At 35.5% G+C, this 21,804-nt stretch carries 16 protein-coding genes, 3 tRNA genes and 2 pseudogenes; 2 read left to right on the top strand and 19 right to left on the bottom strand.

Features of this window, described 5'->3' with window-relative positions:
• Positions 1–30: 30 nt before the first annotated feature.
• Positions 31–104 (bottom strand) — tRNA-Val (locus AC27L2_RS10865).
• Between the two features lie 70 nt (positions 105–174).
• Positions 175–261: transfer RNA gene (locus tag AC27L2_RS10860), tRNA-Leu, on the bottom strand.
• Positions 262–445: 184 nt separating this feature from the next.
• Here AC27L2_RS10860 and AC27L2_RS10855 point away from each other — a divergent pair.
• Positions 446–519: transfer RNA gene (locus AC27L2_RS10855), tRNA-Ile, on the top strand.
• Between the two features lie 100 nt (positions 520–619).
• On the opposite strand, the gene AC27L2_RS10850 is transcribed toward AC27L2_RS10855, so the two are convergent.
• The 14 genes and pseudogenes from AC27L2_RS10850 to AC27L2_RS10785 form a co-directional block, all read right to left on the bottom strand.
• Complete coding sequence (locus tag AC27L2_RS10850) at positions 620–1,675, bottom strand: tyrosine-type recombinase/integrase (RefSeq protein WP_487211790.1); 1,056 nt, start codon at positions 1,673–1,675, stop codon at positions 620–622.
• A 28-nt stretch (positions 1,676–1,703) separates the two neighbouring features.
• Positions 1,704–2,015: a helix-turn-helix domain-containing protein gene (locus AC27L2_RS10845; RefSeq protein WP_487211789.1), complete on the bottom strand. Its 312-nt coding sequence runs from the start codon at positions 2,013–2,015 to the stop codon at positions 1,704–1,706.
• 57 nt (positions 2,016–2,072) lie between these two features.
• Entirely contained in the window at positions 2,073–2,873 is an 801-nt protein-coding gene (locus tag AC27L2_RS10840) for a hypothetical protein (RefSeq protein ID WP_487211788.1), read from the bottom strand.
• A 2,271-nt stretch (positions 2,874–5,144) separates the two neighbouring features.
• Positions 5,145–5,930, bottom strand: coding sequence for a hypothetical protein (locus tag AC27L2_RS10835; protein WP_487211787.1), 786 nt, complete (start codon positions 5,928–5,930; stop codon positions 5,145–5,147).
• A gap of 681 nt (positions 5,931–6,611) precedes the next feature.
• Positions 6,612–7,055 (bottom strand): hypothetical protein, encoded by a 444-nt coding sequence (locus AC27L2_RS10830; RefSeq protein ID WP_487211786.1) that lies wholly within the window; start codon positions 7,053–7,055, stop codon positions 6,612–6,614.
• Between the two features lie 309 nt (positions 7,056–7,364).
• The gene (locus tag AC27L2_RS10825; RefSeq protein ID WP_487211785.1) at positions 7,365–7,820 is read right to left on the bottom strand and encodes a hypothetical protein; all 456 of its coding nucleotides are present in this window, start codon (positions 7,818–7,820) and stop codon (positions 7,365–7,367) included.
• A gap of 173 nt (positions 7,821–7,993) precedes the next feature.
• Complete coding sequence (locus tag AC27L2_RS10820; protein ID WP_487211784.1) at positions 7,994–8,623, bottom strand: hypothetical protein; 630 nt, start codon at positions 8,621–8,623, stop codon at positions 7,994–7,996.
• A gap of 631 nt (positions 8,624–9,254) precedes the next feature.
• The gene (locus AC27L2_RS10815; protein ID WP_487211783.1) at positions 9,255–9,707 is read right to left on the bottom strand and encodes a hypothetical protein; all 453 of its coding nucleotides are present in this window, start codon (positions 9,705–9,707) and stop codon (positions 9,255–9,257) included.
• Positions 9,685–10,209 carry a hypothetical protein gene (locus AC27L2_RS10810; protein WP_487211782.1) on the bottom strand — a complete coding sequence of 175 codons (525 nt, stop codon included), beginning with the start codon at positions 10,207–10,209 and terminating at the stop codon, positions 9,685–9,687. The genes AC27L2_RS10815 and AC27L2_RS10810 overlap by 23 nt, the downstream gene beginning before the upstream one ends.
• Entirely contained in the window at positions 10,187–10,345 is a 159-nt protein-coding gene (locus AC27L2_RS10805; RefSeq protein ID WP_487211781.1) for a hypothetical protein, read from the bottom strand. The genes AC27L2_RS10810 and AC27L2_RS10805 overlap by 23 nt, the downstream gene beginning before the upstream one ends.
• A gap of 136 nt (positions 10,346–10,481) precedes the next feature.
• Positions 10,482–11,279, bottom strand: a complete 798-nt coding sequence (locus AC27L2_RS10800; protein WP_487211780.1) for an ArdC family protein — start codon at positions 11,277–11,279, stop codon at positions 10,482–10,484.
• Positions 11,280–11,396: 117 nt separating this feature from the next.
• Positions 11,397–13,862, bottom strand: a complete 2,466-nt coding sequence (locus AC27L2_RS10795) for a hypothetical protein (protein WP_487211779.1) — start codon at positions 13,860–13,862, stop codon at positions 11,397–11,399.
• Between the two features lie 523 nt (positions 13,863–14,385).
• Positions 14,386–16,965 (bottom strand): outer membrane protein assembly factor BamB family protein, encoded by a 2,580-nt coding sequence (locus tag AC27L2_RS10790; RefSeq protein ID WP_487211791.1) that lies wholly within the window; start codon positions 16,963–16,965, stop codon positions 14,386–14,388.
• A gap of 30 nt (positions 16,966–16,995) precedes the next feature.
• Positions 16,996–17,277 (bottom strand): annotated as a pseudogene (locus tag AC27L2_RS10785) (WD40 repeat domain-containing protein); the annotation flags it as partial.
• 567 nt (positions 17,278–17,844) lie between these two features.
• Between AC27L2_RS10785 and AC27L2_RS10780 the strand changes: the two are divergent.
• Positions 17,845–19,080 (top strand): IS256 family transposase, encoded by a 1,236-nt coding sequence (locus AC27L2_RS10780; protein WP_487211778.1) that lies wholly within the window; start codon positions 17,845–17,847, stop codon positions 19,078–19,080.
• Between the two features lie 276 nt (positions 19,081–19,356).
• Here the strand turns inward: AC27L2_RS10780 and AC27L2_RS10775 are convergent, their stop codons facing one another.
• From AC27L2_RS10775 to AC27L2_RS10765, 3 genes and pseudogenes are all read right to left on the bottom strand, one after another.
• Positions 19,357–20,466 (bottom strand): hypothetical protein, encoded by a 1,110-nt coding sequence (locus AC27L2_RS10775; protein WP_487211777.1) that lies wholly within the window; start codon positions 20,464–20,466, stop codon positions 19,357–19,359.
• Positions 20,467–20,781: 315 nt separating this feature from the next.
• Entirely contained in the window at positions 20,782–21,264 is a 483-nt protein-coding gene (locus tag AC27L2_RS10770) for a hypothetical protein (RefSeq protein WP_487211776.1), read from the bottom strand.
• 352 nt (positions 21,265–21,616) lie between these two features.
• Positions 21,617–21,781: pseudogene (locus AC27L2_RS10765) on the bottom strand (type I restriction enzyme endonuclease domain-containing protein); the annotation flags it as partial.
• Positions 21,782–21,804 lie beyond the last annotated feature (23 nt).

Here is a 21,804-nt window from a genome sequence, read left to right as displayed (position 1 = left end):
AAAAAAAAACGGAGTAAACTCCGGTTGATGTGGGTTCTATAGGACTCGAACCTATGACCTTCTGCACGTCAAGCAGACGCTCTAGCCAACTGAGCTAAGAACCCAAAAATTATTGAGTCATTTTGGTTGATATCCTATTAATTCCCTTAAGGTTATTCAATAAATGAAAACAAGTACCGAGGGCCGGACTCGAACCGGCACGGGTGTATAACACCCACAGGATTTTAAGTCCTGTGCGTCTACCAATTCCGCCACCCCGGCACAACAATGAAAAAAGAACCATTTATTAATAGTGTGCAAATATAAACTTTTTTTTTATTTTTTTGCAATAATGTGTAAATATAGTTTTTATTCAATTAAAAAATTTTTTTGTTGATTTATTTTTCAATTGACAGAAAATTTGCATACATATTTTCAAAGCATTATTTTTGCAACGCTTAATCAGGGGCCCATAGCTCAGTTGGTTAGAGCAGCTGACTCATAATCAGCGGGTCGGAGGTTCAAGTCCTTCTGGGCCCACAAAAACCCCGAAAATCAAGTGTTTTCGGGGTTTTTTATTGTCACATTTTGAGAATGTTATCATCTCCATACATTGTTTACATAATGATGTACTTCAATATTACTTCAATTTTACTTCAGTTGTGGATTGAATACTTCCGCCTATCTTCTTTGATAGTTCTTCAATCGTTGGATACTTTTTCAGTTCTTCTTTCATTTGCTCAATATCAATTTTGTTGTAGAACCTGTCGGTCGTTGATGTATGCGAATGCCCAACAAGTTCTTTGACAACCGTTTCATCCATCCCGCTACGCCGAGCAAATGTTATAAACGTCTTCCTGAATGTTCTAGATGTATAGCCTTTCGTTGCCAAGCCAAGTTTCCTCATATAACGGTTAATTGCTCTTTGGAGTGATTCGACATTCCTATACTCAAGTACCTTGCCTTCATTTCGTTTTTCAATCAGCTGCTTAAATACTGGTACCAATGCGTCATGAAAAGCAACTCTTCGATACAATTTTCTCTTAGGTGAATAATAAACTAATTCTTGTTTCTCCAAAGAGATACGTTGGATGTCGATATTCAAAATATCTGATGCCCTTAAGCCAGTGTAATACAATAAATGCAACAGCACTTTGAAATTGTCGTTCTTCTCATTGAGATGATCAAAGATTAACAATAAATCTTTTTCATCGAAGATAATTTTCTCGACAATTTCGGGCCTGGGCATAACATCGCGATTAATCTTAAACATCGGAACGTAGTTGTATTCGAATAGAAAATTCAGAAAGTGACGCAACTGTTTGAAGTAACCATATATCGAGTTGCGCTTTTGATTCAATGTTTTGATATGGGAAAGCCAGCCCTCAACGTTCAGCTTGGTAATAATTTTGCAAGATTCGTTTTCAGGAAAGAACTCTTTAAATTTACCAAAGAAGCGGTGATAGTCCCTAATTGTCTTCGGATGTTTGTCGTTGTTGTTATTCAGAAAATGCTTGAACGCATCGCCGATTGTTATTTCTCGTAGTCCAAAGACATTGTATTTTTCCTTCTCCTCAGCCAACTGTTTTTCGAATGCTTCCTTGATTTTTTTGGCTTTAACCCAGTTCTCGCGTGTTGCTGTTAGTCTCAGCGACTTGTTCATGCGTCTTTGCTTGATGAAATCATACCAGCTCATATAAATGTAATTGCCTTTTTTGTACAAGCTAGCCAATGTATTCCTCCATAAGTTGTTCTACATATTTTACGGAATCAAACGTTGAAGCTTTTTTAGATGCGGGATGGTTTACGAAAACTTGGTTATCAAATTGTTGTTCCACCGGAGTCGTCTCATATGACTGAGAGTTCTCTTGAATGAACTTCAGTATTGCCAAGTACGGTATGTAGAGATAATTACCTATCTTTATGAATTCCAATTTCCCAGCTGCAATCAAATCATTTAGTCTTTTATAACTAATTGACATTTTTTTAGCAGCTTCTTTTCTTGTGTAGAGCTTGAGTTCTTTGCAATCTTCCATATTCCGAACTAAAAACTCTCCTGTATTAGAATTGTTGATGAATAATTAAATGCGGGTTTATTTTATGATGGGTGAAAACTTGAACATTGCTTTGTAGTGTTCGAACATTGCATCTCTTAATTCTTTTTCGTAGCATTTCTGAACTATAAAGCTATCGTGTATAGGCAGGACTAAAATGCCTTTCTGCATGAGTTCTTCTACTATGTTAAATGCAATATCCGAATCAAGCCTCTGAAGCTTAATGCCTTTCTTAGTGAAGAAGTACTCTTTGATTGCACTGTGTTTATCAATAATGGCATTAATTAATTTGTTGCAAAAATTTGAAATATTTCCCCTCGACTTGAGCAGATTCTTTTTATCCAGTTCTTTTTTCATACTCTCTTTAGCATTGACAATACTGCTTGCATTAATTATAGTATTGAGCGCTTTCTTGATTATGGGTCTTAACATATCTTCATCGGCCAACATTGATTTGAGTTCATCTTCAATTTCTGGCAAAGAATATGCATCTCCTTCGAACACATGACCCTTCATATGATACAGAATCATAATGTGTAATGAACTATAATCGAGCTCAACTGTCGGTTGACCATCAATCATTATATTAGAACGTTTCTCTTCCGACAAACCCTGATAGTCAGCGCCATAAAATCTGCCCCCATCTTTTGTAGTTCCATTATTAAACACTCTTTTTAAGCTGCACTCTAATTCTCTGATTACAAAAATTTCATTGATATCACTATTATCAACATCACAAAATTTCGTACTCAAGTCCATAAACTTACTGCATCTTTCACTGTAATCCTTAAGTTTCTGTTCTGCAGTATAGATGACAGATTTTGTAATGTTGTTACTCATTAATTTACTCCTTATTTTGTTATTGAATTAGTTGTTTATAAATTGTTAGACTTCCACAAATGTTATTAGTATATGGTATTTAGAAAGTAAACGGACAAGGTATAATTGTTTACCTCGATTACCGCTTATGCTTAAGTTAACCGGTTTTGCTTTATAACTCTCTCTGTCAAGAATTATCTTCCGCTGTCCTTAAGTCACCGCTCTATCTTTCTGAGATTGACGTTCTTTGTAAACTTGGTTTTAACACCGCGGATTCTTCAATAGAATTCTCCGTCGACAGCTCCTTGTCGTGCTTTGCTTTCCTCTATCACCAAAGATTCTGCCGTGTCCTTAGATTCTTAAGTTACCGCGTCATCCTGTTATACGGAATTTCCCTGCCCGCTTTGTCTAACCTGTAACATGCTGTTGCATCTGCTCTTTGTTGATATATATAGAGATTATCGCTGTTACAGATTTACCGCTGTATCTTACCACCCCCTTCCAATGATCCTTAAGTAGCGCATTCATTCTTCGCCTGTGCTTTCTCCCTTATAAGGTTGTGCTGTTGTATTATTGTAGGCTCCCCTGCCCCCTCTTTGGTTCTGTTATCAGTTAAGCATCTTCCCCTCCACTGGTTCTTTTAGATGTTTAATTGTCGTACTTAATAGATTCTCTCAATGCCTCCCTATCCTCGCCACCCTTTGCTAATGAAAATGTTGATGTCCTCGCTTATTACTCTGCATTTGCTGTTCTTTGGTGGATGGTCATATTAATAACTCTCTCCTTCAAATGGAACTAACCAACGCCTTTACTGCGCAAACTTGGCAATCGGTTCTCAGGTAAATGAGGTGTGGCTGTCACATTCTTATTCGTTGTTGCTGGAAGAATGTTTTTATGCCAAGGAGTTAAGGAAGGCTTCCCTTGAAAAGCTTGATTGTCTCTTTGGTAACTGTAAGTCTTGAGAGTTGTTTTATGATGGGATGCATTTCCCCCCTTTTGAATGCCTTGGTTGATGCTGTACTGAATTTGTTATCAGAGATTTTTTTGTGCTGCAAATCGATCGTAATGTTCAGTATTCCATGCATTAAATGCTCGTAACCCAGTATATTGCCGTTGTCACAACTTAATTGCTTTATTACATAGGGGGAGGTGCATTACTTTCACTCTCCTTGCTTGTGGTAATACTTATACACTACTCTCCCTCGCTACCTACATTCAATCTCTAATATGCCTTTACAGTATATATATGCGGGATTCATTATTCTGCTTTTGCATGGTAGAAGATAATTTCATAGTCCCTCTGCAAAGAATGGTATCATAAAATCTCTGTTGTATAAATGGATCACTTAGATATCGGTTCATAATCGGTCTTCTTTCAAGATGCGGTGGAGATAGTCGTCTTCTTTTTTTTTGCTGACTAAAGATAATCCCGCGGCGAGAGGCAGCTTGTTATCTCATTGAGTTACTCTTTTATCGGAATAACTATTTTCCCCCGGGGGAGGGATAATATACATCTTCCTGCAATAATGACCCGCCTTTAAGCTATAACGATGCAGCAACTTTTTTTTGTTCATATGAGTGAAAGTGCATCACAGAATGTTTATGCACATCCCCCCAAATTATCATGTTGATAATACAGAGGCAGGCCTTCTTTAGTCGATAATTCTTAGTAGTGCATGGTTGTTCCTGCATAATTGATGATAACATAAATGCTCTGAGATTGGAAAAAAAATCATCTCCACAGCATAGAAGGTGTATATACATGTTCCCCCCTCTTTGTTTGAAAAAACTACTAAAAAAAGAACCTCTCCGTTTTTTCCAAGGATTTCAAAAAAAACCAGCTTTGACAACAAGGTATCTATTTTTATGTAGAATTGTTGAAGTTAATGCATATCCATTCTGGTAGTCAATGCATGGATTGCCGCTAATTTAGAACGATTATCTAATGCTGCTATAGTTGGACATAGACTGCCCCCGCCCGCCGCCGAGGTGAATAGTCTAAGAATCAAATACCGTTTTTTTTCTATATCACACACACCCCGGGCGTGAGGGTCGTTTTAGCCTACTATTAATCCAATACTGTTATTAATATGAGTCATTGTTAGCTTTGGGCTGCTTTTTAGATCGTATGGCGGTCTATTTTTTTGATTAGCTTTTACCGAGGTATGCATAACTGTAATCGAGTTCTTCTTCAACATACTGATTGGACATAGCCTTACACAATTTGAGATAGTACCCTAATCTATTAGAAACTCTCTTTGATATCTAATCCCCGTTTCGGAAGGGAATTTTTTATGCAGCTTTACTCGTAAATGATATAGTTCCCTTCTCTAATACTACCACTTTATGCATCTTAACATATTCATTATAGCGATTAACGCGTTCTCTCATTTCTTTTACTATCCGAGATTGTATACCTCTTAGTATATGTTCTTTATACTTACCCGCTTTACCCCGCACCTTTTTTCCTCTAACCTCAACAGAATTTTTTTCGTTAATCTTTGTCTCCCGGATATTTTTGTATATGATAAATATTATATCATCGTGCTTATCTACCACAATATTCTTGTTCAGTGCAATACCAACTTCCAGCTCTACATTTCTTACAAGCTCACAGAATTTATCAGTAGCAAAAACACGTGTCTTTAATGCATCTTCATATTTGCTATTCCAATAACCTCTAAGCATATCTATGTATTCTGCAGATATTAATGCTTGCAAGATTTTGGAAAGCAGACGGTAACTTATGCAAGAGTATCTCTTTGTTTTTACCTTATAGTATCTTTTATTGTGATAAACATTTGAATTAAGGTCGATTGAAACAACCTTTCCATAATACAGTCCAGCTATCAGATTACGTATCAATGCTTTAAGTATATTTTTCTTTTCTTTTATCTTATAACCATGAACATCCCGTTCGATGGTTCTCCAGATTAAACCAAAAACCTTTTCTATAACCTTTTCATAATCATTATTAAACATAAATTCATCATTGAACAACATTGAGCTGTAACTTTTAATCATCAGTGAATATTCTTTTCTTTCATTTGAAGAGTTAGAATTTTCTAATAATATCATAACACCTCTAATTTAATTACAAGATTTGTTAATTAATTAGAAGTTTCATTGATGCATTTGAGTGCTTAACAACCTATCATAGAGAGTTTTTAGTTCATAACATTTAAGGGTACATGCTTAGATGCTGCTGTGATTTGTAAGCAATAGCGATGTGGTATTAATGCCGAGAGCGACTTAGTTACTAAGCTAAAATACAATTGGGCATACTTTACATTAAAGTAATAATACCACATTGTAAATAGTATTGCTCAAATCATCAAGCGCACAGCAATGTCAATCAGTATGTCAAAGAACCTTAACTCGGCTTAAAAGAATTAAAGTTCAAAAGAACACAAATTACTAATTTAATATCGGATTATATAATTGTCAAGTAATTTTTGTTCCTTGCAACATTCAGAACACCCTGGCGCATTGGTGTTAGACGTTCACGGATATTCAATCATTCGCAAGCCGGGATGCTTTTACATTTCTGTTACATGAACAACTATAACTTTCTTACATCTTTACTAAAAGCTTATTGCTGTAGGACTAAATGGGTTGGAATAAATCCGGCATGAATTGATATTGTTTCGATTAATGCTGAATATTAATAAGCCATAAAAGTCCAAATGCTCAACAGCTCACTACTCATCGCCGTAAAGAGTTATCGGTTGTAACAGTTTTTTATTCTGCTCCACCGCCTCATTTAATTCTTTCCCACTTCTCACAAAAATCTTCTGTCGCATATTTTCTAGGCTGAAGCCAATAAGATATGCGGCCATCCTTTTCTCTGCGATGAGCGCGTTGTTTGATCTCATCAGGCGTTAGAATGAATGCAGTCGGTTTCGAGATGACTTGGCTGATAATTACCCAGAAATCGCCCATCAAGTTACGAGTTGATTCACCTAGTGGTACTGCTACCTTCTTACTAAGCGTTTTTACCTGTATTCCAAGGTAACACTTATCTTTACTATTGTATGCGACGATATCTATGCCGCGGGTATTTCGTGCTGTTGGCATCACATTCCAGCCATGTAGAGAGAGTTTATAGCAGGTATAATACAAACCTGCATTGCCAATTATTTGTTTGGACAGATTTTTTTTTCTTTTTCTTTTTCCTCTTCCTTTTTCATTTTTCTTTTTCATACATACCTCGATGTTGTATTACGGTTTAGCTCATTGATAGCAGTGGAAAATACACTACTAAAAATTAAAGCTATTAATTACATCCCTTTTTATATTAGATTCGGATTGGATTCTTTTAGTTCGTTAATTAATTGATGCAATTTGGAAATCCATCAATGCATATGTAACTTATCTTTCCGGCTTTTATAAATATTAATCCGTATTTTTTCATTAGAGTAAATGAAGATAGAACTAAAATTAATTCTGCCATCATAAAATCGTAAATCATTTTACAAGTAACATCGTTTTTTCACCACTTGTGCTTTCTATTCATTGTCTGAATTTTTCATCATTAGAAGAATCTAGTTCCTTATCATCCTTAGAAGGATCTTCGGGTAAAGGAAATGGTTTTGGATTTTCCATTCCCTCTTCTTCTGGCACAAAACGTGGAATAAATCTTTCCTGCCAATCCTCTGTAATTCCCCAAAAGCCGTGACTAGAGTCGAACGATTGTTTTGAGACTTCTGCTTTCTTCATTCGAGCTAATAATTCCTTTCTTGCTTCTTCTTTCGGGCCAGTACCAGACTCTATATCAATTGCTAAAAGTTTATGCTGTTTATCTCTTCGCTCTATAAACCAAACCCAATTACTTTTCGTAGTATAGTATGCTAGCATACCTATTATTCGACTTTCATCATCAGACCAATATTCTTCATCGTCAGCACTGCAGTAGACCAATGGTATAAGTTTATCAAAAGTATTTTTTGATATTTTTTTAATAGCCATAAGTCCTCCTATTTTTTGTTATATGCCTAACAATTTGCACTTCTCCTGCGATGAGAGGCACAGCGGAGTGGCATCAGGTAGAGGCACGTGTTAGCCCCTTTTTGGCTTTTAAAATCTTACCTTTACATTATATCGTGTCTTGCTTTTTTTAACTTCACTTTGTATTCGCTTTTTCAATTCTCGCGCTCTTCTTCAGGGTTATCTTTAGTATATACCCAGCCATTAACATGATCAAAAAGAATGTCAGTAATTTCTTTGAAGGATTCTATTGCTTCAATGTAAAGCCTATCGGGAACAAACTCATCTCGATCGGTGATTTTAAGTATGAATTCGTAATCTCCCCCAGACTTTTGCATCGCATGGAAAAAGTGCTTTTCTGAAAGGTGAATATAACCTGAAGTGTTATCATATACGTTATTAACACAATCATATTGTAGAGCAAGTTTCTCTACAAGATACCGGTCGGTCATCAATTTCTTAGCCCTGTCTCTTTGTTTTCTTACAGGCACCCCTTTTAATATCTCAATAGCAAATTTATGAGGGTTGTCTACAAGTGTACCTGCCGATAGGCGAAGGCAATTATCAAGCTGAAGTCGAATAAGCGGTGCCGCCGCAACAAAGTTCTTGTCTTCAATTAGGGAAATGAAACCTTTTAACAAGCACAGCGAACGGTTAAGAGTTGCCACAACCAATAAGTCGAACGGATAAATATTGCCACGATCGGCTTGCATGACTGTATTACTCAATTCAAAATGCTTTTCGCGATACAGCTTCAATTGCTTAAGTGCTTTGTCAATGCTCATAAAATGATCCCAATATTAGAGCAAGGTTCTTATCAATTAATTATACTGCACACAATTTTTAACTAAGGAACGATATCCTGAGTGTTGTTGCAGACTTTAATTCCAATTCTTCTTTTTTGTATCGCAATCACGCTACTTGAAAATAGTACACTCATGATATAATTCCATAACGATTTTAGTCTAACACACCTATCCGTATATTCTTTTATTAAAAAATCTTCCCTCATACACTGTGCTTATATAAGAAAAATTTTATTCCTCTATTTGTTTGAATTCGCCCATCGAGTCAGCACTGCTTTACTTCTTAAGCTCAAAATAAATTTATTCAAAATTATTGTCAACAAAAATTTATGGAGGCTGTTCATCGCAGCACTCTCCTTGAAGTAAAATTGCGGTGGGTTATAAACAAACTCTTGCAGTGCTACATAACTCCTTTAAATAAGATAACTCCATTACCAGGTTTGCACCATTTTCAGGCTTTTAGAGGTATAGGCTGATTTTTTTTGTTATATATATAGGCAAAGTTGAATAAGTATTGCAGTTCTTACGAAAACGAAAAAATCATGTATATACTCTCCAGATGCTGAAAATGCTGCAAACTCATATTCATGCCCGGGCGATTTAGATGGGATTATTCGATGTGACTGTTTATCTTACTCCTTGCTATGAACAATGTTATGGCTGCCTTCTCGATATCAATCATTCCATTCAACTCTTTTTGTATCTCCAATGCATCTTTGTAGGACTTTAGCAATAGCTCGTATAAACTATCAGATTTCCTCTCTTCAATTTCTTCTTCAATTTTTTCATCTTCTTGTTCTATGACTACTTCGTATGTAACAGCAAGCTTGCTGCCTCTCTGTGCTGCAAGTTTTGTTATGACTGCTTTGTCTCCTTTGCCTAAATTCTTAAGTTTCTCATGAACTTCTTCCGGCGCAAAGAATGTGTATTCTTCTCCATTGCACTTTACTGCATACATGTAATAATCTCCATACTGCGACTTGCCTGTTATTGGCTCATCGTACAACAGTTCTATCTCTACCGGCTTGTTTATCGGCAACTCAAGTTTGGCTCTTTGTGTCATTGTTTTCCTCCTTGTTTAGTTTTAATCTGAATTCTTCCATCCCTTCTATGTATGTTACTCCTTCAGGAATACGACTCGTTTTCTTGATATACTGCTTTATCTTAGTTATATCTGGCTTTACCTGCTCTGGTATTATTACTACCATCTCTTCAGTAGCATTCTTCATAAATGTCTCTATATCTGTTATCTCTACTCTGTCAGGCATCTTTCTTATCTTCATCGTTCCATGCGGAAGTTCAATTGTCTTCTTCTGCGTTTCCCTCATTATTGATTCTAACTTCCGTACTATTCTGTCATACTTCTCTTGAAGATGAGCATTCTTCTTAAGTGTCCATTCTTCGATGTAAGCAATTTCCCGTCTGCATTCTTCGAATCTTTTCTGTATTTCAGATTCTATCTTTATTGCTTCCATCATCAACATGTCGCAATAGACCATCAGATTGGCTTCTTCTTTCTTAAGCGATTCTTCTAAGAGTTCATCAAGAAAGTTCTTCTCTTCCATCAGATTCCTCCTTCTTTTGTTTTTCGATATACTGCCTTATTGCTTCGTTGGCTAATTTTGTCATTGTTCTGCCTGTCTTCTTTTTGAGGCGGTAGAGTTCGCATACCAGTTCTTCTTTGATTTTGGGTGAATACATTTTTAGACCTCCGTTGTTTGTTCAATATCCCACTGATTTACTCTGCGGTTGCAATGTGGACAGAGAATTTTCTCTTCACTGTTTCCTATAAATGGCATGTAACACCAAGGACAGATGATTACACCAAGTATTGTTTTCATGTTTCTTCCTCCTGTTTGTTTAAGATGTAGTTTACTGCTTTGTGTGCTTCGGCTGCAGCCTTAAGCAATACTTTGGGTTCGTTCTTAATTCTTTTTATCCAGCCTTCTATGTATGCACTCTGGTTGGCAAGTGTTTGATTTGAGATTTGTGTTATTCCACATAAATATGCTGCACCTATTTCTGCAATGAGTTCTTCGTATGCATAGTCAATCTTTTTTTTGCGGTTCAATCTTGATTGATGACCAGTCCAATGAATTAGTTCATGAAACAAAGACGCGTAGTATTCTTCTTTACTTTCAAAGTTTTCTATCGTCGGAAGTGAGATTATATCTTCTTTAGGATTATAGTAACATTGGCTTATGTTGTGCTTAATTACTGGTGAGGCTTTTCTTATTATCTCTTCACATGTGTTAATTTTCAAACTCGTGGTTTTGTCTTCGTAGAGTGTTGTTTGTGATAGATTGAATACATAGCTGTATCTGATTATTGGCACTTGGCGGAGGTTTTCTTCTTCGTCGAGGATTTCTTTGATTGACCAGTAGACAATTAAATGCCCTTTCTCGCCTGAGTTGATTCTGCCTCCTCTTTGCTGACATTGCAGGAATGTAAGATAATATGGACTTGGGTAATTGTTTGTAAGCAAAGAGAGAAAGTTAATTCCGTTGTATGGTCTGTGTGTTATGTAGTTAATCGGGATGCCGCTCTTCCAGCTCTTTCGCCATGGAAGGCTTCCATTGTTTAGATGTGTGAGGATTTTGTCTGTTATCTTTTTGATGATGTCTTGTATGTGCATATTACCTCCATTTATTTGTCTCAAAACTTTTGGAAAAAGTCGGAGGTAAGTGTGTGTGTTGATGTTAGAGTATTGTGAATGAGTGGTTATTCTGTAGGTTGTTTTTAGAGATGTTCTTTATTGTAATTCAACGATGATTGTAAGACTGTTTTTTAGACGAGCATTATTCTTTCGGCTGAAGGCATGTGTAACTTCTTTGATGTTGTAGATGCCTTCTTTGATTTCACATTCGTCGGCGATGTTTAATTCAGTATCTCCAAGCAATGCTTGACGACCAACGATCATTACTGAGTTTACATTCTTGAATTCATCAACATTCAGTTCTTTGCTTGACCACAATCTAATTGATTTAATAGGCAGACTTGTTTGCTTAACTTCAAGATATCTTTTCAGTGTGCCGTTTTTCTTAACTTGCAGAGCGAGTCCAGCATCTGCAAGCATATCGATCATGTCATCGGCAGTTCCGCGCAGTCCCTCTTTGTCCGAAATCCAAAGAATGCTGTCATGCACGAATCTCTCTGTCTTGTAAATTTCAACCGCCCAGACATGCATCAATGCTTTTCTTTCTTCATCGCTGAATCTGCTTAGGCTTTTCAAAAACTCTGTTTGGATAGCGCGTAACGGTTCACTCACGTCGTCAAAAACTGATTGCTTCTTTTCCATCAATTGTGCTACTTTAGAGTTGTATCCCTTTAATAATTCAATAGCTACTTCACGCATTGGGTTGTTTGGATTATAGTTTATCAACTCAACAATCGGAACTTCAATTGTATCAATCCATCCTTTAACTCTGTCTCTACCAACTACACCTTTGCCAAGAATTTTTACATCTATGTCTTCAATAACATACTTCATCGCTTCAAAAAGCTTGTCCAAAGGATGGTCTTTTGCCTCTGCTATCTTATCATGATATTTTTGTGGTACACGCTGAATTAATGCTTTTGGAATTGGGATTTTGTTATCAACAATCTCACGATAAAACGCATCGACAAAATCAAGATCCTCTTTGCAGGAAATTCCTTCCTTAACTGTTGAATCAATCACATTCTCTAAATTCCAATCGTACTTCTTGATTAACTCCTTCATCAACTTCTTGTTGGTAATACCTATCGAAGAACGAATCATCTCTGCATTTGCAACGTTACCTATTGAAGCGCCGTTGTTGGAAATTTTGCTGTATGTCCTTATAAGATTTACAAGCGTATATCCGGTTTTTAATTCAGGCAAAAACTTCTGCATGTATTTCTCAATAAGTTCATTATCAACACGTTGCTTCTTTTCTTTCTTTGGCGGGCGAATTTTTTTCTGCTCTATCACTCCTTTCAGTGTATAGACCTTTTTTATATCTATACCCTCAAAAACAACGTCTTCGATTATATATTCCCCCTTCTGATTAGGATTACGAAAGAGAAGGGCTTTTTTATCCTTTAATGGAATTATTCCAACGCTGTCGTCGAAATCTGCGCCTCCAAGGATTTTTAAAATCCTCTCAACCTTCTTTGCATCGCCTCCTATCCATACATTTCCAAACCTGTCAATTGTTATTTTATCCTCAGCAGGCACAAAGATTCCATTCTCATCGTGACTTCTCAAATCCGGTCTTATATACCCACGAAGACCTCCTAGAATTGGAATTCTAAAAATTGGATTGCCTTCTTTGTCTTCTGCAAAACGAACCAAAGAATTTTTGAACATACTCCATGCTGAACGCACAAGACCGGGATATCTACGATAATCAACACCTCGAAGAATTGCCTTCTTTAATTTCCAGGTCTCTTCATCAATCTCTTCCTCGCTTACATATTGATCAAAATCATCAAGCCATTCTGTTACTTTTCCTGCTTTGAGATCATCAACGAACTTTGTTACTCCTACTACTGTCCAATCAAAGAACATTTCGCTGCCAAAGCCTTCCCAGATGTTTAACATTGTCTGGATATCAAGGCGAAGATTTTTCCCAAGCTTTACAGGCTCTACTGTTACATATGCGAGATTGTTGAAGCGATATTTTATTTCGTCTTTGATATTACCTTTATAGATAACGATGTCATGCTTGATTCTATCGCTAACCACGCAGTGTCCTTTGACTAAACCATTATTATAGAACAAAGTGAACTGCCCCGATTCCCTGTTTGAAGCATTCCAGCCTAAGGCTTTGGCAAATCTCTGCGATATGAGACTAATCCCGTCGGTCATTCCTTTTGGCATGGCGTCAACTTCATGTATATCCAATTGTTCAAAGTGCCCGCCATACTTCACTGGGCGGAACACTCGGCTTAAATATTTGCCCGTCTTGAAAAGATTTTCGCTCTTGATTTCAATTCCAAGGCTGGAGAGAAAATCATTAAACGGTATTTGCTTCCCTTTACGAATCACCTTGATCATTCTTACCTTGTCTTCCCGCAGGTAGATGAATGAGTTATCCTGCGAGGCTATCTGATAAGCAAGATCTTTCTCTTGAGAGTAGAACTCTGTCGAGAATATCACTGCTTCAAGCTCATACTCCGCAAGGTCAAAAAAAATGGGTCTGTATTGACCCATCGTTTCGTTTGTAGAGACGGATTTTAATGCGTGTTTAAGCATAAATACCTCCTGTTGTTTTTGTTAAGAGATTTTGTTTGACTTCATAGGGGGGGTGGGCTCGCAGTGAAGTCAAATGGGTCCCAATATGCTCCGAGACTTAGACCCGGTCTTAGAGTTCGAGAGAGGTATTGAATGGAGTTTTTAAATGTGAATTACGCCTATATTGGCAAAGGAGTTTTTATTGCTGGATGGATACCTATGGGAGTTTTTATAAGTAGTTTTGAAATAGGGAATTATTGGCAGGAAAGCGCGGATTGAAGGACAATGCGGATGGAGTTTTTATTGACGAGGATTTGGTGGGTGCACAGTAAATATTGTTTTGTATATTATGCTGTTTCGCTACGCTCAACAGCATTTATCTAACAATCCTATTTAACCATTTACACAAAATTTTTCCCACACCTAAAAATGATCTCATGGAATGTTTGAAGCTTACTCAGAAAATAGGGGCTATGGTTAAAAGCATAGCCCCTTTTACGTAATTATGAATGATAATCATTAACTGTTATTCAAATAACTCTGATTATTTCAACAAATTTATCTTTATCACCTTACTATACTTTTCGGTATACAGGCGTATTAGATAAGTACCGCTGACCAGTCTATTTCCATTTATTTGGATTTCATAAATACCCGCCTCCTGATGAAGTTTTTTAATTATTGTTTGTACTTTCTGACCTAAAACATTGTAAACCTCAATGGTTACATTTTGGCTTTTGGGTAAAGAATAACGAACTATTGTGCTATTGTTGAATGGATTCGGATAGTTTTGATATAGACAGTATTCTTTGGGCAAAAGTCCATCTTTTACTAAAACAGGCTTATTAATAGTAAAAGTATTATCGCTAATATCAAATATTGACGAATACAATACATCACTTATCCTTATCCTACACAAGCTTGAACTTGTATCAGGAACAAACCAAGTATATTTACCAACACTTCCCGTGACACTTTCAACCACAGTATACCAGTTAGCACCATTATCAATCGTATACTCAATCTTAACTTTAGTAATATTTTCACTAGTCCATTGTATTTCTTGTTGAACGCCAGATATAAATGTTTCTCCACCATTTGGGAAAATAATATTTACTCTTTTTTTATTTGTCCATACTTTGATTGTATTGTCCATACTACCCGAAAATACTTTACTTCCATCCGGGCTGAAGGCAACTGATGTTACAAAATAATTATGATTACCGGACCAGATAACTCCCCCTGTAGCTGAATCCCATATTTTTATTGTATTATCCCAGCTTCCTGAAACAATCTTACTTCCATCGGAGCTGAAAGATAATGATTCAATCCTATTATTATGATTCCCAATCCAACGCAAGCTTCCTGTTATTGAATTCCATACTTTTAATTCTCCATAACTTCCTGATGCTATTAATGAACCATCAAGACTATATGCAATTGAATAAACATTGCTGCTATGTACTCCTGTCCATAATAGTTTGCCTGTAGATGATTCCCACACTTTCAAGTTGCCAAAATTTCCAGAAGCCACGTAATTACCATCTGGACTAAAAGCAACAGAATTTATAAAAGAATTATCACTTTTATCACTAGTCCAAAGTAAACTACCTGATAATGCATCCCAAACTTTAATTGTATAATCCCTACTTCCCGAAACAATTTTACTCCCATCAGGACTAAATGCAACTGAAGTTATAAAATCACTATGACTCCCTGCCCATAATAATTTACCCTCGGAAGAACTCCAAACCCTAATTGTATTATCTTTACCTCCTGAAATAATTTTGCTTCCATCTGGACTAAACTTTACTGAGGTAATACCTGCTATGTGACCATTAATCCAGATTATATCCCCTGTACTTGAATTCCAAACTTTTATTAAATAATCATCTCCAGCAGAAACAACTTTAGTTCCATCTGGACTTATATCGACAGAACGAACAGCACCATCATGCGAACCTGTCCAAAGTAAACTACCTGACGAAATATCCCAAACTTTAACTGTTTTATCTTCACTTCCAGAAACTATTTTACTACCATCGGAACTAACTGAAATTGATGTTACATAACCACCAGTGTTTCCTGTCCAAACTAAGTACCAAGGCTCTTTTTTTATTTCCACAATTGTAAAATTGCTATCGCTTACATCGAATATTGTAGGGTCATTCAAATCACTTATTCTTACTTTACAATTATTTGAAATAATATAAGGTATAGTCCATGTATATTTGCCTAATGCAGCTGAAATTACATCTTTAACCGTCTGCCAAGTAGTACCATTATCAGTTGAATATTCTATTTTAACTACAATAATATTAACAGCATTCCATTTGATTTCTTGATCAATACCTTGAGCTAACACCTCTCCACCGTTAGGGAAAATCAACCGAATTAATTTTTTATTAGTCCATACATTTACATTATAAAAATCTTTTGAAACTATCATACTTCCATCAGGGCTGAATGCCACTGATATTTCACTATAATTATGATTCCCTGTCCAAAGTAATTTACCAGTTAACGAGTCCCACACTTTGACTGTTTTATCATTACTCCCTGAAACTACCTTACTTCCATCAGGGCTAAAAGCTACCGAACTTACAACATCATTATGACTCCCTTTCCAGAGTAATTGGCCTGTTGTTGATTCCCAGATTTTTACTGTATTATCATTACTTCCTGAGACCACTTTACTTCCATCTGGACTGAAATCGATTGAGCTTACCCTACTATTATGACTCCCTGTCCATAGCAATTGACCGGTTGTTGATTCCCAAACTTTGATTATACCATCATGACTCCCTGAAACTATCTTATTTCCGTCAGGGCTAAAGATTACAGACCATACATTATCATTATGATTTCCAGTCCAAAGTAATTGACCTGTTATTGATTCCCAGACTTTTACCTTTAATCCTCCACCTGAAACTACCTTACTTTCATCAGAACTAAAAACTACTGAATTTACAATGTCACCATGATTCCCTGTCCATAATAATTGACTTGTCGCTGTATCCCAAACTTTGACTTTATTATCCCAACTCCCTGAAACTACCTTACTTCCATCAGAGCTAAAAGCTACCGAATTTACAATATCGTTATGACTCCCTTCCCAGAGCAACAGACCTGTGGATGCTTCCCAAACTTTGACTTTAAATCCTCCACCTGAAACTACCTTATTACCATCAGGGCTGAAGGATAGTGAGTATATAGTACCACCATGATTTCCTGTCCAAAGTAATTTGCCCGTTGTTGCTTCCCAAACTTTGACTTTACCATCATTACCGCCCGAAACTACTTTACTGCCATCTGGGTTAAAACCAACAGATGAAGAAACCCAACTATCATGATTCCCCGTCCAGAGTAAAGACCAGGATTCTTGCGCATATAAGAAATTATAAACAAATAATACTTGCAAAAAAGCAATAAACATTTTTTTTGATTTCATTAAAATTGTCCCTCTATTGTTGATGATTTTTAATTGCCAGCTCTTGTAATAATTTTATATGTTTGAGTGGATTTGTCTAAAAGTGTAATATATGTAACGTTTATTAGATGCCCAAAAAGATAAGGTAAATTTAGAAATAAATTTAATAAAGAATTATTTTTACACCCCAAAAATAAGCATAATAAACTATTATAAGTACCCTCAAAAACCATCATCAATACCCGTTAAAAACAACGCTTATAACTCTAAAAATAATTGAATTACTATACAACATCAACAATTTATTTTCTTTAATCATATATTTTAAAATCAATAACGCATATTATGTAGTTCGCAATTAAGTTAAAGAGTCTCAATATGATTTAGATAAGACCTGTCCGCGAGAATCCAAAAGCAATTAATTTATCGAATGGCTATTTATCAAGCTTTTTAGTGTATGTCGGCTATACCCCAGGTATAAATTCATTCTTAGTTGAAAATAAAAAAGAGAGACTCCTAAAAAATTAGTAATTTTTGGTTTAGGCAACTAAAAAAAACTAAAAGGAGTCTCACATGAAAAATACAAATAATAGGAACAAAAATCTGGAATGGTTCCAAAATTTAGGAATAGAAGAACAACTTAACATATTCCAAGATTATGCAGAAATGTTAAGAATCGTAGCGACAAATTTAATGCAAGAAGACATAGAAAAAAAATGCGGAGAAAGATATAGTCGACAAAAGCCGGAGTCGGGCAGATATAACCGCTGGGGTTATAATCCGGGAAGCATAAAAATAGGAGATGAGAAAATCCCAATAGAAGTACCAAGATATAAAGATAATTATAGCCAAAGAGTCGAAAACAATGACATTTACAGCCAATTAAAAGAACAAGAGAGTCCGAGAGAAGAGATGATAAAAAGCATCTTGTTGGGACTAAGCCAGAAGGACTACGGGAAATTAAGCAAAACCATAGCCGAAAGTTTTGGACTAAGTCAATCCTCAATAAGCAGAAAATTTATAGAGGAGAGTTCCAAGGAATTAGAAGCTTATGAAAAAAGAGATTTATCTAATTACGATTTTACGGCATTGCTCATAGACGGGAAGTATTTATCAAGAGAACAAATAGTAATAGCAACGGGCATAACTATAGCCGGAGATAAGCTATTATTGGGATTTATACAATCGACTACAGAGAACTCAAGAGCAGTTAAAGGGTTATTGAAAGATTTACTTGATAGAAATTTTAAGTTTGAGGAAGGACTTTTATGCGTCTTAGATGGTTCTAAAGGCTTAAGCAAAGCAGTAAAAGAGACATTTGGCAAATACTGTTTAATTCAGAGATGTAATTGGCATAAAAGGGAAAATGTTGTCAGCTATCTTAACGAAAAAGACCAGGAATATTACCGCTATAGAATGCAATCAGCCTATAGAGAGCCTACATATGAAGGGGCAAAAAGCAAACTTATGGAAATATTGAATGAATTGGAAAAAAAGAACCGTTCGGCGGCAAACTCATTAAGAGAAGGACTTGAAGAGACCTTAACGTTACATAGATTAGGATTAGCAGTTGAATTAGGTAGATCGTTATCAACGACCAATGCGATAGAAAATGTCAATTCAAAACTGGCGCGGTATTTAAGAAAAATAAAAAACTGGAAATCGCCGGATATGTTAGTAAGATGGATTGCAATGGCTTTGATAGAGGTAGAATCTCGATTAAGGAGGATACACAATTATAAAAGATTATACTTACTTAGAGATGTATTAAAAACAGAATTAGGATTAAATCAAACAAAGGTTGCTTAATTTATGCGGAGTCTCTCGAAAATAATTTCAACTAAGTTTGACTTTTTGCCTACCCCAAATATCAGTGAAATATTCACACTTATCTAAACAATTTATTTAGATATATGAGAAAGAAAAGTTTCGTCTGGGTACACCAATTATTAAGTCTTATAACAAATTACCAATCAAATACAGCAATAGTTATAGAATATTGCAAAAGCAGTATCGTCTTCATAATACACTTAGAATATTTATCTACATGAATTAATAATCTAATCGCTATCCACTTTATCAGGATTATATTCCCTCATTAGGCCATGATACAGGGAGACCAAAAATCAATGATGTTGATTCTCCTTCAATATACTCCAATTGTTTGTCTTTTATAACAGCTTGCGAAAGTCGAGTTAATACTGATTGATATGGTCTTTTTGCCCATGGATTATGATACAAGCGTAAAGTTGCACGAGTAATATTATTAACATAAAGTTGTGTAGCCAAAAGTACTGCACTTAATCTTGTATATCTAGGTCCATCGGTCTTCGTCCAAACACCATCTGGGATTAGTGTTATTATGGTATCTATAGGTTCATCAGGCCAATTTTTAGGAAACACAACATTTAATTGCATCTTTCCAAACAATGCTTCAATAATATCATTTCTATCCATGAATTCAAGTACATTCACTGCCACTATAAAAGGCAGATCAAGATTTCCGTACCTTCCCGCCTTTCTGGTAATTGCACTTTTTAAAAATACTAAGTTATCATATTGCACCTCAGTATGTAGCAAACCTATTGGTCGTAATCCAGGTTTACCTCTTACTTCAGATTTTTTGGGAATTGGTTGAAATTCGATTTTCAATCCGTCATGTTCAAAATACCATCGAGGAACTTCCTTTATTCTTCCAGAACTGTATAATTTTGTTATTTGATCATAATCGAGTTGTTTAAGATGTTGATTTATAAAAGATGCGATTTTTCTAGCAGGGGGTGAAGTTGTAGAAGTGCCTTTAATATTGATACCCAGAAAAAAATTAGGTGAATCTACTCTTTGGTTTAGTACATCATATAAAGTATTTATCCTTGCATTAAAGGTAGTCTTTGCATCCGAATTATTGGTTGCTATCGTAGCCTCAACGTAGAAACTTTCACCCTTCGGTGAGGTGACTAGAAAGTCCGGGGACTTTGCCATATTGGATATCTTAGGATGTAATGTAACTTGACAGCCCATTCTTAATAGCATTTCATGAAGAAATAATTCAAAGAATGCTGCTTGATGTTGCGAGTTATTGTCTGAACAAAACCTTGCACAAAGGTCTGCTTTTTCAGATTCAGGATAATGGGAAAACCATTCTTCCAGGACATTACGAATACTCAAATATTCAACCCTTCCTGTACGATTCAAAAAAGAATATAGTGACTCTGAATAAGAGGAAGGTTTCTTGTCATTTCTTTCTATATCATCGAACAGTTTCATATCAATAAGTTTAACAATTATAATAAAACACCGTATTATAGCGCACTATACTAATGTAGTCGATATTAAAGTGTTATAAAACGACGATGTTCAATTTTTTCTATATTTTGTTGATATATCTAATTTGTTAACTTATCTAACGATAAAAACAACAATTAATATTTACATAAACTCTGTAACCACATTGACGACTGCATCGAAAATAGTGGTTATTTTGAACTCGGTTTATACACAATTTTTTATTTATTCCCCCAAATACTCAAGAATTTCTTTTTCCAATAAACCAGTTGAAACGCAGTCGATGATTTTTGAACTGGTTAATCTACCATCATTATAAACATTACTTGTAGCTTTAAAAAAACAATTAACTGTTACCTTTACTTTATTATCATCAGTTTTCTTTATAAGTAGGTTAAAATTACCTCGAGGATCCTCTAGTCTCTGAACTACAAATAAAAATTGACCAGGTGAACCACAATCCAAACAATTCATTTGCCCAGTACTCAAAGAATATTCTGTTGCAATAAAGCCGGAACTTTTATCCATATTTTTGATTGGTGTACCATGATTTGCAAACCACTCAATGGCACGATTCCATATTTCATCAAAAGATTTATCATATGTCATTTCTTTTATTACATTATATGACTTTGGGGGATCATAATGCGAGCAACTAAGCACAATAAATATGAAAATTAATACGAAATAATTGTAATAAGTTCTCATGGGTTCCCTCATTTTTTTATAATTATGCATATATATTTATAATCGAAAGGATAAAGATGATATCCATGTATAAATCTATTCGTAGTAATTGACTTTCTAAAATAAGTAATTATAAGAGAGTTGCTAATCAGTGTGAATATGAGCACATCCCCCTCACTTTTAATATAATAAATTTAATAAAACAAAAATTAACTTTCAATAATATTAAATATACATAAAATGAAATATTTAAACTGATGTACGGCCTCCAGAATTTCGATGTCAATGATTATAGCGTTAAATAATTACTTGCCTGAATACAGCAATTTCTTTGAAAGTTATATCAATAATTACCATTCCGATTCAGTTATTACTAACTCACCCAGTCCTCACACAGCAATTCTGTTTGTTCGAGTACAAGCTGTGTTGCGTATTCTTGTTTGTCGGGCGGGTAACCGTATTTACGCAGGATGCGTTTGACCAGCACTCGCAATTGTGCACGGGCATTTTCTCGTTTACTCCAGTCTAATATTAAACTGGAGTTTTATACATGTAAAGCTT

It is taken from the genome of Rosettibacter sp. KY25 (assembly GCF_057554405.1).
This window is presented reverse-complemented; position numbering and strand designations above follow the sequence as displayed.